13 protein-coding genes are annotated in these 14,401 nt (G+C 55.5%); 5 read left to right on the top strand and 8 right to left on the bottom strand.

What is annotated here, in order from left to right; all coding sequences use genetic code 11:
* Positions 1 to 246: 246 nt before the first annotated feature.
* A complete protein-coding gene (locus tag FLS37_RS02190; RefSeq protein WP_157314287.1) occupies positions 247 to 846 on the top strand; it encodes a 6-carboxytetrahydropterin synthase in 600 nt (199 codons plus the stop codon).
* A gap of 165 nt (positions 847 to 1,011) precedes the next feature.
* Here the strand turns inward: FLS37_RS02190 and FLS37_RS02195 are convergent, their stop codons facing one another.
* The 5 genes from FLS37_RS02195 to FLS37_RS02215 form a co-directional block, all read right to left on the bottom strand.
* Positions 1,012 to 2,115 (bottom strand): VanZ family protein, encoded by a 1,104-nt coding sequence (locus FLS37_RS02195; protein ID WP_157314288.1) that lies wholly within the window; start codon positions 2,113 to 2,115, stop codon positions 1,012 to 1,014.
* A 193-nt stretch (positions 2,116 to 2,308) separates the two neighbouring features.
* Entirely contained in the window at positions 2,309 to 3,376 is a 1,068-nt protein-coding gene (locus tag FLS37_RS02200; protein WP_157314289.1) for a PotD/PotF family extracellular solute-binding protein, read from the bottom strand.
* Between the two features lie 167 nt (positions 3,377 to 3,543).
* Positions 3,544 to 4,320, bottom strand: a complete 777-nt coding sequence (locus tag FLS37_RS02205) for an ABC transporter permease (protein ID WP_157314290.1) — start codon at positions 4,318 to 4,320, stop codon at positions 3,544 to 3,546.
* Entirely contained in the window at positions 4,310 to 5,239 is a 930-nt protein-coding gene (locus tag FLS37_RS02210) for an ABC transporter permease (protein ID WP_157314291.1), read from the bottom strand. The genes FLS37_RS02205 and FLS37_RS02210 overlap by 11 nt, the downstream gene beginning before the upstream one ends.
* Positions 5,240 to 5,251: 12 nt before the next feature.
* The gene (locus FLS37_RS02215; protein ID WP_157314292.1) at positions 5,252 to 6,340 is read right to left on the bottom strand and encodes an ABC transporter ATP-binding protein; all 1,089 of its coding nucleotides are present in this window, start codon (positions 6,338 to 6,340) and stop codon (positions 5,252 to 5,254) included.
* Positions 6,341 to 6,572: 232 nt separating this feature from the next.
* Between FLS37_RS02215 and FLS37_RS02220 the strand changes: the two genes are divergently transcribed.
* The 3 genes from FLS37_RS02220 to FLS37_RS02230 are packed head-to-tail and all read left to right on the top strand — an operon-like array spanning position 6,573 to position 10,532.
* Positions 6,573 to 7,937, top strand: coding sequence for an HD-GYP domain-containing protein (locus FLS37_RS02220; protein ID WP_198314454.1), 1,365 nt, complete (start codon positions 6,573 to 6,575; stop codon positions 7,935 to 7,937).
* Positions 7,938 to 7,941: 4 nt separating this feature from the next.
* Positions 7,942 to 9,201 carry a bifunctional diguanylate cyclase/phosphodiesterase gene (locus FLS37_RS02225; protein WP_198314455.1) on the top strand — a complete coding sequence of 420 codons (1,260 nt, stop codon included), beginning with the start codon at positions 7,942 to 7,944 and terminating at the stop codon, positions 9,199 to 9,201.
* Between the two features lie 2 nt (positions 9,202 to 9,203).
* Positions 9,204 to 10,532 carry a deoxyguanosinetriphosphate triphosphohydrolase gene (locus tag FLS37_RS02230; protein ID WP_232522468.1) on the top strand — a complete coding sequence of 443 codons (1,329 nt, stop codon included), beginning with the start codon at positions 9,204 to 9,206 and terminating at the stop codon, positions 10,530 to 10,532.
* Between the two features lie 164 nt (positions 10,533 to 10,696).
* Here FLS37_RS02230 and waaC read toward each other — a convergent pair whose 3' ends face one another.
* Positions 10,697 to 11,641: a lipopolysaccharide heptosyltransferase I gene (gene waaC, locus FLS37_RS02235; protein ID WP_157314296.1), complete on the bottom strand. Its 945-nt coding sequence runs from the start codon at positions 11,639 to 11,641 to the stop codon at positions 10,697 to 10,699.
* An 84-nt stretch (positions 11,642 to 11,725) separates the two neighbouring features.
* On the opposite strand from waaC, the gene FLS37_RS02240 reads away from it, so the two are divergent.
* Positions 11,726 to 12,007 carry a hypothetical protein gene (locus FLS37_RS02240; protein ID WP_157314297.1) on the top strand — a complete coding sequence of 94 codons (282 nt, stop codon included), beginning with the start codon at positions 11,726 to 11,728 and terminating at the stop codon, positions 12,005 to 12,007.
* Between the two features lie 80 nt (positions 12,008 to 12,087).
* On the opposite strand, the gene FLS37_RS02245 is transcribed toward FLS37_RS02240, so the two are convergent.
* Positions 12,088 to 13,458 (bottom strand): lytic polysaccharide monooxygenase, encoded by a 1,371-nt coding sequence (locus tag FLS37_RS02245; RefSeq protein WP_198314456.1) that lies wholly within the window; start codon positions 13,456 to 13,458, stop codon positions 12,088 to 12,090.
* A gap of 247 nt (positions 13,459 to 13,705) precedes the next feature.
* The gene (locus FLS37_RS02250) at positions 13,706 to 14,392 is read right to left on the bottom strand and encodes a M48 family metallopeptidase (protein WP_157314299.1); all 687 of its coding nucleotides are present in this window, start codon (positions 14,390 to 14,392) and stop codon (positions 13,706 to 13,708) included.
* Positions 14,393 to 14,401 lie beyond the last annotated feature (9 nt).

Below are 14,401 nucleotides of genomic sequence, written 5' to 3' on the forward strand. Positions count from 1 at the left end.
ATTCCCTTGGCGCTGGTCCTACGCACATCGCCTTGCTCGCCGATGAATCAGCAAGGGCAAATTGCCGGAGCATTTAATCGCCCATCTCGCGCATGTATATATATACAGCGCGAACTACGCTGGGCTTCATCGAAAAATTCGCCACAGCGCGATGACAAACCCATCGTCAACCGACCCTAGGACAATCTCGGCTTGCCCGAATCCGGAGCATCTGATAAAACCGTGCCTCAAGCTTGGAAATGAAAAATGCTGATTCGTAAACTGTTTAAATTTGAAAACGCCCACATCGTGCGCAACTGCTCGTCCGAGCGCTGCCGCACATCGATTCACGGCCACAGCTATAAAGTGGAAGTGTTGCTGGAAGCCACCGCACTCGATCACGGGCAGATGGTTTATGACTTTGGCCTGATGAAGGGCACGATACGCGATGTGATCGACGCTTTTGATCATGCCGTGTGTTTCTGGGATCGTGATGACGCCGAATACATCCGGCTGTGCAAACAGTTTTCGGCGCGCTGGATTTCCATGCCGGTCTCACCCTCTGCCGAGCAGTTTGCCCGCCTGTTTTTCGTGATCATTGACCAGATTCTGACGCAGACCATCATGGCCAACGGGGAAGCCGATGTGCGTCTGCACTCGATTATTGCGCACGAAACCGACACCGGCTACGCGCAAGCGTTCCGGGAAGATGCCTACAACCCCAGAATGGGGCTGATCGCACTGCAGGATATTGAATTCTCGGCGCAATGCCAGCAGGAATGGCATGACCCGCTGATGTATCAGAAGCTGCTGACCGCCGGCCAATTTAGCAATCCTGCCGTACCGCTTCAAGTACAGCCTTCATAGGGTATAGGTCTGCAGAGCAACCAGGATCTATCCTGCAGAGCAATACCCCACCAAGGCAAACCCAAGCAGGACAAAGGGCAAAACAGCGCAAGGCTTCAAGCAGAAATCCGGGGATTTGGGCGGCAGGTGCGCCGCCTTGAAAAGCCTGGCACGGATCGCGCAGCCCTACTCGTTGCCCCCCGAGTCGCCCAGCAAAAAGCAGATCAGCAAGGCCAGCGCGCCAAACGGCCAGATATCACCAATCACCTGAGCCAGCCCGCTAAAGTGCTGCAAATGCCCGTACTGCCACTTGAACAGCGGTAAGGTGGCCGATAATTGCGGGCTTAATGGCCAGATCATGCTCACCACCGTCGCCAAGCTGAGGCAGGCCACCGCCAGAACCGCCCGATAGCGCCGTCGCAACGTCCAGGCGGCCAGCAGAATCAAGCTACCACACAGCCCGCCCAGCACAATATTCAGATTAAGCCAGACAAAAAACTGCTCAGGCTTGAGTAGCATGCCGGCAAAAGCCATTTTCAGCGCCAGCGCCAGACCAAGTACCAGACTGATTACACGCGGAATATCGCGCCCGTACGCCAGCAGCACCGACACATACAGGCCAACCCCCGCCAGATTGAGCATCATGCCGCCTGCTTCGAGCAAGCGCAGAAACAGCGCCGCATCGGCCATTGGCGCAACAAAGGGCTGCGGCAAGCCACGCGGCTCGACCACCACACCCAGATAAGGCTGCGTCGGGTCAAGCTGCGACACAAACCATAGCACCAGCCAGACCAGCCCCCACTCCATCACCCGGCCAGTGGCCAGATATTCATGCCGGAAAATCAGCCAGCGCTGCACCCAGCGGCGGCTGCGCAAAATCAGGCCAATCACAACGCCTATCGCACCACCCAGCGTATTACTCAGAATATCCAGATTGGACGCCACGCGGCCGGGCAGAAATTGCTGCAAAAACTCGACGCTCGATGAAACCAGTGCGCAGCAGAGCAAAGCCAGCAGCGAGGCCAGCATGCGCCGCCGGAACATCAGCACCAGACCAAATCCGAGCGGAATATAGGCCAGCACATTAATCGCATTGTCAAAAACGGTGGCGTAATACGGCAGCGGATAGGTGAAAAACGCCAATACCGGCTCGCCGGTAAAGCGCCAATTACTAAACGGAAACAGACTGACAATCAGCACCACCAGCAGCGACACCAGCACAAAAAACGGTGAAATGCGGGTCGGTTCGGCTTGACGTGCCAGATAGCGGATAGGAGTAAGACGGGGCATAGGGGCTGTTGCAGTTGGCTTAATGAATTCCCATGAATTCCATTCGTGCTGATGTTGATCTGAAACCTGTTTGGTCTGAAATCAGTCCCAAAGCGGATGGCACCGCGATTGATACCGCCATTCCGCCAGCAGGCATCGATAGCCCCTAGGGATTTCAGTAAAAACGGGGGCTTTCGCCCCCGCCTTTTGCCGATTACTTGGCAGTTTTAACTTGCGTCCACATCCGGTTCAAATCGCGCAGTGCCTTGCCTTCCAGCGCAGTCAACTGCTGCAATTTCTTCATTTGCTCGGCCGATGGGAAGACCGCCGAGTTTTGCTTCATTTCCGGCTTCACAAACGGCGCAGCTGCCGCATTCGGTGTACCTGTACCAATCATATTGGTCAGCTCGGACGCGTTTTTGCCGTCGAGCATAAAGTTGACAAACTTGGCAGCCAGATCAGGACGTGGCGCGGTTTTGAGCACCACCATGCTATCGAGCGACAGGGTATTGCCTTCTTTTTGCAGGCCATACGCCACGCCAAAATTACGTTTGGCCGCTTTGGCATCGATATTGGCCTGGAACATATCGCTGGAGTAACCGTGCGCCACCCAGATATTGCCTAGCGTCAGCTCTTTGATATAACTCTGGGCATTGAATGCCGCCCAGAATGGCTTGGCTTTAATAATGGTTTCCTGCGCTTTTTTCCACTCTTCCGGTTTGGTCGAATTGGCCGAGTAGCCGTTATACATCAGCGCGGCGGCAAAGACTTCACGGCTGTCGTCCAGCACAGTGACCTTGCCTTTGATTTTGGCCAGCACGGCCGGATCAAAAATAATCGCCCATGACGAAGGGTTAATCCCCAGCTCTTTGATTTTCTTGTCGTTGTAGCCAACCAGCGTGGTGCTGAATGAATAGGGCAGAGAGTATTTATTACCCTGATCAAACTGGGTATTCATAAAGGCCGGGCTAACATTTTTGGCGTTTGCCAGTTTGCTTTTGTCCAGTGGCTGCAGCAGATTCTGCTTGATCATTGGCGGAATCGCAAAGCCGGTCGGAATCACAACATCATAGCCTTTGGCGCCAGCAGCGAGCTTGGCCAGCATTTCTTCCATGGCGCCGTAATAGTCTTGTACTACGCGGCATTTGCAGCTTTTCTCGAAATTCTTGACGGTTTCCGGGGCAATATAATTATTCCAGTTGTACAGGTGCAGCACATCTTCAGCCTGGGCGGTATGAACCGTACCGGCAGCCAGCATCAAGGCCAATAATACTTTCTTCATTTGGTCACCATTAATTGGATGGGAAATTGAATCTTGGCTACCCCAAGAGCCCAGAATTATGCCATGAAAACCCGGCCGGGCTTTTCAATTGTGATCCCTTGTGTGTTTTTCCGACACCCAATAAAAAGCAGCGCCGAGGCGCTGCTTTTTATTGCCAGATCAATCACTTACTCGGCACGCAGCGCACTGGGTGCCAATTTGCTCGCCAACAGAATCAGGCACAATGTCAGCACCATTAGCAAGGTGGAAACCGCGTTCACTTCCGGCGTTACCGCGATGCGGATCATTGAATAGATCTGCAATGGCAGCGTCGATGCCCCCGCGCCTGCGGTAAAGAAGGTAATGACAAAATCGTCAATCGACAACGTAAAAGCCATCAGCGCGCCGGCAATAATCCCCGGCATAATCAGCGGCATCGTGACCAGACGGAAGGCCTGCACCGGCGTCGCCCCCAGATCACGCGCGGCCTCAACCAGCGATTCATCCATGCCTTGCAGGCGTGAGCGCACGACAATCGCGACAAAGCCGATACAAAAGGCGATATGCGCCAAGGCCACCGATACCAAGCCCAGTGTCATATTGAGCATCACGAAGAAGATCAGCAAAGAGACGCCCATCAAAATCTCGGGGATCGCAATCGGCGTCAGCACCAACAGCGGCAACAGACGCAGCTTGTATTTATGCATCGCCAAACCAGCGAGCGTACCCAATACCGTCGCGCACACACTGGTGACAATCGCAATCAGCAATGAATTGCGCGCCGCCACCAGCATCTGCTCGTTTTTGAACAGCATGTCGTACCATTTAAAGGTAAAACCCACCCACTCGGCATTGAGCTTGGAATCATTAAATGAATACACCACGACAATAATCAGCGGCACATACAGAAATGCATAGGCCAACAGCGCTGCTGCCCAGAGCCATTTGGATTGCTTAGAGTGCATTGCGCTTGCCTCCACGACCGATCAGGGCGGCAAAGCCCGCCAAAAGCAGCACTGCCAGCGTCAGCATAATCGACAGCACCGAGCCAAACGGCCAGTCGCGGCTATCGAGGAACTGCTGTTTAATTAAGTTACCAATCATAATGCCGTCGGTGCCGCCCACCAGATCGGGTACGGCAAACATGCCCAGCGCCGGAATAAAGACCAGCGCCGCACCCGCCCATACCCCCGGGAGGGATAGCGGCCAAGTGATCTTCCAGAAACGCTGCCAGCCCGATGCCCCCAGATCTTGTGCAGCATCCAGTAAGGCCATATCGTGTTTTTCCAGATTGGCGTACAGCGGCAGCACCATAAACGGCAGGTGTACATACACCAGCACAATAATCACCGCCACATGGCTAAACATCAGCTGCACCGGGCCAATACCAATCAGGCCCAGTACCTGATTAATCGCCATGCTGAAATAACCTTGCGGGCCCAAAATAATCATCCACGCATAAACACGGATCAGGAAGTTACTCCAGAACGGCAAAATCACCAGCAGGATCATCAGGTCGCGGTATTTTTTCGGGCTACGCGCAATCAGCCACGCCAGCGGATAGGCCATCGCCAGACAAATCAGCGTGGTAATTCCGGCATACCAGAATGATTTGGCAAACAGCTCGACATAAATCGAGTCGGTAAAAAACAGGCCGAAATTTTCAAACGTCAGGTAATCGCGCCAGTTTTCCGCCGTCACCAGCAATTCATTCGCGCCGGTGTCTGGGTTTGGCCCAATCAATGGCAACAAACCGCCGTAGTCGCCGGGGAAACGAAAGGCCGCGAAGGCCATGATCAGCGATGGGATCGCAAAGAAAATGATCAGATACAGCAGCGGCGGCCCGGAAATGAGCCACTTGTTAATTCGATTGCTTTTCGCCATGACCGCCCGTCCTTAGGCCAAGATGAAGTGGCCAGCGTCAAAGCGCCATGCCAACTCAACCAAATCATTGTCATCGAAGAATTTCGCCCGCCCTGGCGCGGAATTGGGCAGCATGGTTTCCACCAGCATGCCGTTATCAAGCTCGATGATATAAATCGTCACATCACCCAGATACAGGCAATCGTGCACCTTGCCTTTGAAATGCACTTCGTCAGCGTCATCACTTGGCAGCGTTGCGCCCAGTTTGATTTTCTCTGGCCGCACGGTCAGGCAACCACTCTGCCCCACTTGCGCACCCGCCACCGGCAGCGTTTCGGCAATACCGACACCGGCAATTTCAATCTGCATCCGGTCGCTACCGATGGATTTCACCGTGGCATCGAGCAGATTACACTGGCCGATAAAATCGGCGACAAAACGGCTTTTCGGGTAGCTATAAATCGTTTCCGGCGCGTCCAGCTGCGCCACTTCGCCTTTATTCATCACGGCAATCCGGTGCGAGAGCGCCAAGGCCTCGCCCTGATCGTGCGTGACATAGACAAAGGTAATGCCGACTTCTTTTTGCAGATTGATCAATTCGATCTGCATTTCTTCGCGCAATTTAGCGTCCAGCGCCGATAGCGGCTCGTCGAGCAACAGCAGCCGTGGGCGATTCACTAGCGCGCGGGCAATGGCGACGCGCTGGCGCTGACCACCGGAGAGTTCATTCGGGTAACGCGTGGCAAACTGGCTAAGACGAACGTCTTCCAGCACTTCGGCGACACGGGTTTTGATTTCATCGGCGGCCACATTGGCCATTTTCAGCGGGAAGGCAATATTCTGCGCCACCGTCATATGCGGAAACAGCGCGTAATTCTGAAATACGGTGTGTACCGGGCGCTTTTCCGGTGGCACGGCGGCGACATTGACGCTATCGAGAACAATCTCGCCCGAATCGGGCTGCTCGAAACCGGCCAGCATGCGCAGCAATGTGGTTTTGCCGCAACCGGATGGCCCCAATAATGTAAAAAATTCGCCCGCCTCAACCGAGAGGCTAACGTGGTTAACCGCAGTAAAATCACCAAAGCGTTTTACGACGTCCCGAATTTCAAGCAGCGCCATGATTATCCTCACGAAAAAGCCGCGCCATTTTAGCAAACTACCACGCGCCAAGGGGGGGAAAATTTGCTGGCCATGCCTGCACCAAACACGGCAACGCACGGATTTACCGCAAAAATAGATTTGGGTCATCGCCACTCAAGCCCGAGTTGGCCTAAAATAAGGCTTTGCTTGGGTGGCGTATCTACAGGCGTCACGTTAGTGGCAATATTTTTCTTCATTATTGGCGCCCATCTTGGAAACTCGTGTTCACGTTCTTGATTTAAAAGCGGGGCTTTACGTCACCGAGCTGGACAGACCCTGGCTGGATACCCCTTTTCTGCTGCAAGGCTTTCTGATCGAAACCCAGCAGCAGCTAGAACAATTGCGCGAGCATTGCGAGTATGTCACGGTTGATTTGAATCGATCCTCAGGGGGTATGTCCAACTGGATCTACTTATCCAACAGCCACAGCCAGATACCCACCGGATTTGATACACCAGCGCTAAGCGCACTGATTCAGTCTCCGGTCGAAGAAAAAGAGCGCCGCGAGCGCATCAATGTCCTAAAAGAGCTGCGGCGGCTTTTTTCCGCCCTGTTCACCTCGGGCGATAAACCCAGCCCAAGCTCACGCCGGGTAGAAATACCGATCATCCTGTACGAGCAGGAAGAGCAAGTCGAGATCGAGCTGCCCAAGGCGCAAGCAATCCACAAAGCCTCGCGCGATTTCATGCAGAGCATGATCGAATCGGTGCAGCAGGATTTGCACCCCAGCCTTGATGATGCCAATGTGGTGGTCGCCGATCTGGTTGACTCCATTATCCGCAACCCCAATGCCCTACTGCTGCTCACCCAGTTGAAAGATCGCGACCAGTACAGCTACTCGCACGCCATCGACAATGCCGTCTACCTGCTCGCCTTTGGCCGCCATTTGGGTTATCCGGTCGAGGAGCTGAAAAAGCTCGGGCTGGCCGGGCTGATGCTCGATATTGGCAAAGTACGGCTACCGGCCGAATTGCTCAGCCGCACCGGCCGCTATACCCAGGGCGAATTCATGCTGATGAAAACGCATGTGCAGCACAGCCTGGATATTCTGGGGCAGATGGACACCGTGCCCATCGACGTGATCGACATGGTGGCGCGCCACCACGAACGCTACGATGGCAGCGGCTATCCGAACGCCTTGAAAGCCGAAGAAATCGGCATTTTTGGCAGCATGGCCGGGATTGTCGATTGTTTTACGGCGCTGACCAGCGAGCGCAGTTATTCGGATGCCAAGCCTGCGCATGAAGCGCTGCAACTGCTCTATAAATGGAGCGAAAAATACTTTCATCCTGCGCTGGTGGAGCAGTTTGCCCAGTGCATCGGGATTTTCCATGTCGGTACGCTGGTGGAATTATCCACGGGCGAAGTCGGCATTGTGATCGGCCAAAACCGGGTACGCCGCCTCAAACCCAAGCTAATGATCATTCTGGGTAGCGATAAAAAACCCTATGCCAAACCCCACACACTGGATCTGATCACCAATCCGGCCGGGCCCAATGGCCTGCCGATCTCGCTTCGGCGCGAATTATCGCGCGGAGCCTACAACATCGATCCACGCGAATATTTCCTGGAGTAACACCATGCCGACGCGCCCTGCTCTTGCTGCGCAAATCACCACCCCCAGGCATTTACTCGACGAACTGATCGCCGAAGGGTTAAGCCAGACTGACCAGGACAAAAAAACCGCCGTAATCTATCTGGAGCTGCGCCATCTGCACCCGGGGCATTACCGAGAACGCTTGCTGGAACTGATGCTCAAGCGGCTGCACAGTATTGTCCGGACGGGCGATTATCTATTCCAGCTCGATTCGCACAGCGCGCTATTGCTACTCAATCAGCTTAGCGGCGTCAGCCACGCCATGCTGGCCGCCCACCGTGCGCAGCAGGTGCTGATGGATGCGCCCACTGACGAGCAAAGGCTGTATCCGCAAATCGGCATCGCGCTTGCTCCCGATCACGGCAGCGATGGAGAAACACTGATTGATGCGGCCAAAATTGCAGCACACCAGTTTGCCCACGAACACATCGGTATTTACGACCCGGACCGCGACTGGCTCGGGCAACAGCTGGCGCGGCTGGAAGCACCGCTGCGCGAAGCCTTGCAGCAGAACAAGTTTCATCTGGCTTTCCAGCCCAAAATCGAGCTGGCCAGCCAGCAAGTGACCGGGCTTGAAGTGCTGCTGCGCTGGGAAAACGAGCTGCTGGGCAGCATCTCGCCGTACGAAATTATCAGCGTGGCCGAACATCTGGGCCTGATGGACAGATTGTCGCAATGGGTGATTCAAACTGCGCTGCGCAATTTTGCCCAGCTACGCCAGCATGGCTACACCGGATCGCTGGGGATCAATCTGGCACCGAATAATCTGCGCGATCCGCACTTGGCGGGCTTTATTTCCAACGCGCTGGCCGTCTGGGGCGTTCCGGCCGAAAAAGTGGTTTTCGAGATCACCGAATCGGCCGTGATTGAAGAATTCGATATGGCGCTGCGGCAACTGGAACACATCAAGGAGATGGGCTGCCAGTTGGCGCTGGATGATTTTGGCACCGGCTATTCCTCGCTGTCCTACCTGAAGCGCCTGCCGATTGACGAGCTGAAAATCGACCGCAGCTTTATCATGCACCTGACAGAACAGGAAGACGACCGGGCGATTGTGGAAAGCGTGATCGAGCTGGCGCACCGGCTCAGGCTGCAAGTGACCGCCGAAGGTGTCGAGCAAGCCACCGAAAAAGCGCTACTGGAACAATACCGCTGCGATGTGATTCAGGGCTTTTTCTACAGCAAGCCGCTGATCCTGAGCGACATGATTACTTATCTGCAACAACAGCGAGCAGCCCGATGAGCATGAACTGGCTTCAATTACTCAGCGCGCAGCGTCTGGGCATCAATGACAAGGAGCCAGCCGACATGGAGGCCGGTCGCAGCAATTATCACAAAGACCACGATCGCATCGTGTTCTGCTCGCCATTTCGCCGCATGGGGCGCAAAACGCAAGTTCACCCGATGACCGAAAACGATCATGTGCATACCCGCCTGACGCACAGCATCGAAGTGGCCTGCGTGGGTCGCAGCCTGGGCGTGATGATTGGCGAGCGGCTACAGGATCTACAAAACCAGTTGCCCGCGCATATCACACCGTATGATCTGGGCGCGATTGTGCAAGCGGCGTGTCTGGCGCACGACATCGGCAACCCGCCGTTTGGCCACGCGGGCGAATACGCGATTCGCGACTGGTTTCGCCGCCCCGAGCACGCCTACCTGATGCAGAATCTCAGTCCGTCCGAGCGGCGCGATCTGGTCACTTATGAAGGCAATGCGCAGGGCTTTCGCATTATCACGCAGCTGGAAAATCACCGCTTTGAAGGCGGCCTGCGCCTGACTTACGCCACGCTGGGCACCACGCTGAAATACCCGTGGAGTAGCGAATATGCCGGTGGCAAAGGCAAATTCAGTTGCTATGAATCCGAGCGCGACATCTTGCAGCAAGTAGCGCAAACGCTGGGCCTGCCCGAGCTGGCACCGGGCAAATGGGCGCGTCATCCGCTGTCGTATCTGATGGAAGCCGCTGACGACATCTGCTACGCGATCCTTGATCTGGAAGACGGCATTGAAATCGGCATGCTGCCGTATGAAACCGTCGAGCCGCTGCTAATGAAAATTTGCGGCGGCGAGCGCAGCCTGCTTGAGCTGGAAGTGGCTGCAGCCCCGTCCAACCGGCGAAAAATCTCGCTACTGCGCGGCAAGGCGATCGATCGCTGCGTGCGCGAAGTGGCCAATACCTTTATGGCGCATTACCAGCGCCTGATGGACGGCTCGTATCAGGGCGACCTGCTTAACGATTGCCCGTACACCATGCGCCAGGGCATCAACGAAGCCAAGCAGCTGGCACGTGACCGGATTTTCAATGAGCGGCGGAAAATTGAAATCGAGGTCGGCTCCTTCACCTGCCTCGACATCTTGCTCGACGCCTTCTGCAAAGCCTCATATGAGCTGAAAGTCAGCCCGCACATGCCATTCCGGATGAAGCGCGTGCTGGACCTGATGGAATACAATGCGCCGAAAAAAGACTGGCCGCTCTACGAAACCTACCGCCGTGTACTCGATTTTATCGGCGGCATGACCGATAACTACGCCACCTACCTCGCCCAGCAGGTAGGCGGCATGGGTAGATAGGGTATATTCACCCAGATCAATACCAGATTGCCCTACATGGCAATACCCTGTAGTCAGCGGTTAGTATTGATTGCGCGTAGGATGAATTAGGTCGCTACTATCTTGCTTAAAGCGACAAAGGCTTTTCGGCCACTGACCAACTGTGGCGAAATCCAGCCCAGCGGCTAAGTCAGCAAAGCCAGCACGTCCTCGGCTGAAGGCACCCAGCCATTGCCGCCGACTGAAAACGCCGCCGGATTCCAGTGCGGATGGTAAGTGGCCGAATCGGTGACGGTATATAGCGCAATCGTAGGCCTGGCAAGGCTTTCAGCCAGATGCGTCATACCGGTATCTACGCCGATCACTCGTTCAGCCCCAGCCATCAAGCCCGCCATTTCGGTAATGCTCAAGGCAGGGGCCACTTTGGCCAGCGTGAGGCCCTGCGCCAGCCGCTGGGCAAACTCGTGTTCATGCGGCGCGCCCCAAGGCAATACCGCCGCCAGCCCCTGCCCTTCCAGCGCGCGCAATACGGTCAGCCAGGATTCGAGCGGCCAGGTTTTCTCGGCCTTGGACGCGGCGTGAAAACACAAGACATAGGGCTGCGCTGGCAACCAGTCCGGCTGAAAACGCGGTGCTTGCAGGCCAAAATCGGGTAAGCCGGACACTGTGTACGACAAAGCCAGCGCCGCATACTGGCGATACCAGTCAATGGCAGGCAAACCGGCGTCGGGCGACACCTGGCGGTGATAGGCATAACGCGCCACTGGCTCGCCCAGCCGGTAATCGGGCGGCCCGATGATCTGCGCGGCATGTGCCACCCGGCTCAGTAGCGCGCTCTTGATCATGCCGTGGCAATCGAGCACCACATCGTAGCGCTGCTGGCGCAAAACGCTTAAAGCCTCTTTCAAGGCTTTGGCGGCCTGTCGCAGCGGCATTTTTTTCAAGCCACGCAGCGGCACGGCAATTACCCGGTCCAACGCCGGGTGCATGGCAGGCAGAGCCGCACATTGCTGATCAACCACCCAGTCGATTTTGACGCCGGGAAACTGCCGCCGGATGTCATTGAGCATAGGCAAAGCAAATAGCACATCACCCAGAGAAGTAATTTTGGCAATCAGGATGCGTTGCATAAAATAAAAGCCATCCAGCAGGGTCAACTCGACGAGTTGCGCAGTTTAACCGACAATCACCGCTCTTTCCCGTGACACAGCACAATGAAACCAATACTGACTCTTTTTATCCTGCTCGGCAGCCTGATCCAGACTGGCTGCGCCGTTGTCACCACCACTGCGATGGTGGGCGCTGCCGCCATCAGCGTAACCACGACCGCCGTAGGCGTGACCTACGAAGCCACCAAAACCATCGGCGCTGGCGCAATTGCCGCAGGCAGCTACGCCTATGAGGCAGCCACCAGCAACCCCGACGTGAGCAAAGTACAGGTGCAGCCACTCACGACACCACAAGCCGCCGTCGTCACGCCACTATCGGACAATTAAGCCGCTGACAAATTTTTTAGCCGCATAAAAAAACCCCACCGCTTGGGTGGGGTTTTGACAGGGCTGAAAATCAGAGCGGTTTATTTGCAAACGCCCAGATCTTTCCAAACGCCCCACTGGCTGTTCACGTCCGGTGCTTCGTTGGTTGTCCACCATTTGTTTTCGAAGTTGCGGCCTTTGTAGCTCACTTTATTGCCCGGGTTGGCGTAAACCTTGCCTGATTCCCATGCAGTCACGCAAGTGCTACCTGCTGGTGTGGCCGTCGGTGCAGCAGTTGGTGCCACCGTTACCACTGGGGTAGCCGTTGGTTTCACTGTCACCACTGGCGTAGCCGTTGGCTTAGCCGTTGAAACCGGTGTTGCAGTTGGTTTCGGGCTGGCCGTTGGGACTGCCGTTGGAGCAGGTGTTGCTGTCGGTGCTACAGTCGGTGCTGGCGTTGCCGTTGGTTTTGCTGTTGGCGCTGGCGTCGTGCCTGATGGCGCGGCGATGTCGACGCGGTAAACAAAATCAGCGCCGTTGCGGCTGTAAACACGGTTTTCCTGCGCGCTTTGCACGGGTACAACCGAGCCATTTGACTGCAGTACACCAATGCTCACATAGCGAGAAGCTGCGTTCACTTTCTGCGCCAGGAAGTAGGGCCAGATGTCCATTTGTGTAGTATCAGCGCCAGTCTGTGCGTCAAAACCCGCAGTCAGCTGTACGTTTTCCAGATCGCTACCTGCCGAATCAAACAGGCGGAAAGAAACCACTGATTTTTCGGCCAGATTTTGCTGGGCACGGAGTTGACCCAGTTCTTTGTATGTTGATACGCCGCCGGAGAAATTTACGTCCGAGCATGAGTAGAATGCTTCGGCGCTATCAGAACGCTGCCAGGTTACGTAGATGATCTGCTTGCCGGTTTTCTTGGGCAATTGGCAGCTCATTTTGTAGCGTTTGTCTGCCGTCACTGGCACATTGCCCAGCTTGCAGAACTGATCCAGATGGCTCCAGTTCAACGGTGTAGTCGGGTTCCAAGTGTCATTGGTCACGTAGAACACCCAGTCACGTGTCTGGTGCGGTGCAGGTGCGTTAAAGATGAATTCGAAATTGCCGTTCGCGTCCGGAGCGATATTGCTGCTTGGCCAATCGGTACGCGCCAGATCCAGGCCTGCGTAGTTCGATTTGCTGGCAGAACACAGCTGGCCGTCTTTCACAAATGCTTTGTGATCGCCGTTTGGCAACTGGTTAACACCCGACCAGTCGTACAGGAATTGCGGGCCGCCCGAAGCGGCTACGGCAGCCTGACACGCAGCCGATTTCGGGCTTTCCGGGCCTTCCTTGAAGCAGCTTAAAACGCGGCTGATCGGCACTTCCATCGTGCCGTGACCAGAAACCAGTTGTGTAGCGCCAAACAGGCCTAATGCCAGCGCAATACGTACGGGCAGAGCACGCCCAGTGCGTTGTTCATGCATTGATCTTCTCCATCTTTGGAATGTGGTGTGCTTCACTGCGTTGATTAGTATTCTCTGATCTATCCGCATTTAAGCATTTGATTTTTTTCGATTTTAACGAATAAAAAATCGCCTTTTATTCGCCGGCAAAATTTATCAGGGCTGGATGAAAATGACAAGCAAAATGTAGTCAGAAAAAGCCACTTACAAGACCATGACGAAAGCAATTTTTAGCAGTTGTTTTTATAAAACAATCACTTGGCTAAAATCACCATGTAAGCAAAGCGGCGCCGTGTTGCTTTAACCACGCACGCTCGGTTTTCCATTGCGGGCAGGCTGCCGCAACGATCGCCCAGAAGCGCGCCGAATGATTCATTTCGGCCAGATGCGCCAGCTCGTGGATCACCACATAGTCGATCACGCTGGGCGGGGCTTGCATCAGGCGCCAGTTCAGCCGCACCACGCCTTGCGATGTGCAGCTACCCCAGCGTGTGCGCGCCGAGGACAGGGCCAGCTGGGTGGGGTGTAAATTCAGCCGTTCCGACCAGATGGCCACGCGCTCGGCAAAATACGGGCGCGCAGCGCGCTGGTAAAAGCGCGCCAGCGCCTCGGGGATATGTGCTTCACTGGCCGCACAGAGCAACAGGGCTTCGTCAGTGAGCTTGCCGCGCAAGGCCGATTGCAAAGACCGCTGCTCGCCCAGCCACCAGACGGCCGCGCCCCAATGCAGGCTGGCTGCTGGGGCGGGTGGGCGCACTTCGCGCTCGGCCAGCTTGGCTTGAATCCAGTTGAGTTTCAGGCGAATCACGCGCTCGGCTTCAGCGAGCGGCGCGCGTTGTGGCAGGATAATCGTCAGGCCCGTGGCATCGATTTTCAAACCGATGCTGCGGCGGCGGGCGCTGCGCTCGATGACATAGGGTATATGGCCAGAGGCCAATTCAAACATGCGCTGCATGGCTATACA

The sequence above is a fragment of the Chitinibacter sp. GC72 genome, from assembly GCF_009760905.1.
GTDB lineage: Bacteria > Pseudomonadota > Gammaproteobacteria > Burkholderiales > Chitinibacteraceae > Chitinibacter.

Bases quoted from the DNA above. Each gene is read 5' to 3' on its own strand.
- FLS37_RS02190 (WP_157314287.1), top strand. From the start codon at position 247: ATGCTGATTCGTAAACTGTTTAAATTTGAAAACGCCCACATCGTGCGC.
- FLS37_RS02195 (WP_157314288.1), bottom strand. From the start codon at position 2,115: ATGCCCCGTCTTACTCCTATCCGCTATCTGGCACGTCAAGCCGAACCG.
- FLS37_RS02200 (WP_157314289.1), bottom strand. From the start codon at position 3,376: ATGAAGAAAGTATTATTGGCCTTGATGCTGGCTGCCGGTACGGTTCAT.
- FLS37_RS02205 (WP_157314290.1), bottom strand. From the start codon at position 4,320: ATGCACTCTAAGCAATCCAAATGGCTCTGGGCAGCAGCGCTGTTGGCC.
- FLS37_RS02210 (WP_157314291.1), bottom strand. From the start codon at position 5,239: ATGGCGAAAAGCAATCGAATTAACAAGTGGCTCATTTCCGGGCCGCCG.
- FLS37_RS02215 (WP_157314292.1), bottom strand. From the start codon at position 6,340: ATGGCGCTGCTTGAAATTCGGGACGTCGTAAAACGCTTTGGTGATTTT.
- FLS37_RS02225 (WP_198314455.1), top strand. From the start codon at position 7,942: ATGCCGACGCGCCCTGCTCTTGCTGCGCAAATCACCACCCCCAGGCAT.
- FLS37_RS02230 (WP_232522468.1), top strand. From the start codon at position 9,204: ATGAACTGGCTTCAATTACTCAGCGCGCAGCGTCTGGGCATCAATGAC.
- waaC (WP_157314296.1), bottom strand. From the start codon at position 11,641: ATGCAACGCATCCTGATTGCCAAAATTACTTCTCTGGGTGATGTGCTA.
- FLS37_RS02240 (WP_157314297.1), top strand. From the start codon at position 11,726: ATGAAACCAATACTGACTCTTTTTATCCTGCTCGGCAGCCTGATCCAG.
- FLS37_RS02245 (WP_198314456.1), bottom strand. From the start codon at position 13,458: ATGCATGAACAACGCACTGGGCGTGCTCTGCCCGTACGTATTGCGCTG.
- FLS37_RS02250 (WP_157314299.1), bottom strand. From the start codon at position 14,392: ATGCAGCGCATGTTTGAATTGGCCTCTGGCCATATACCCTATGTCATC.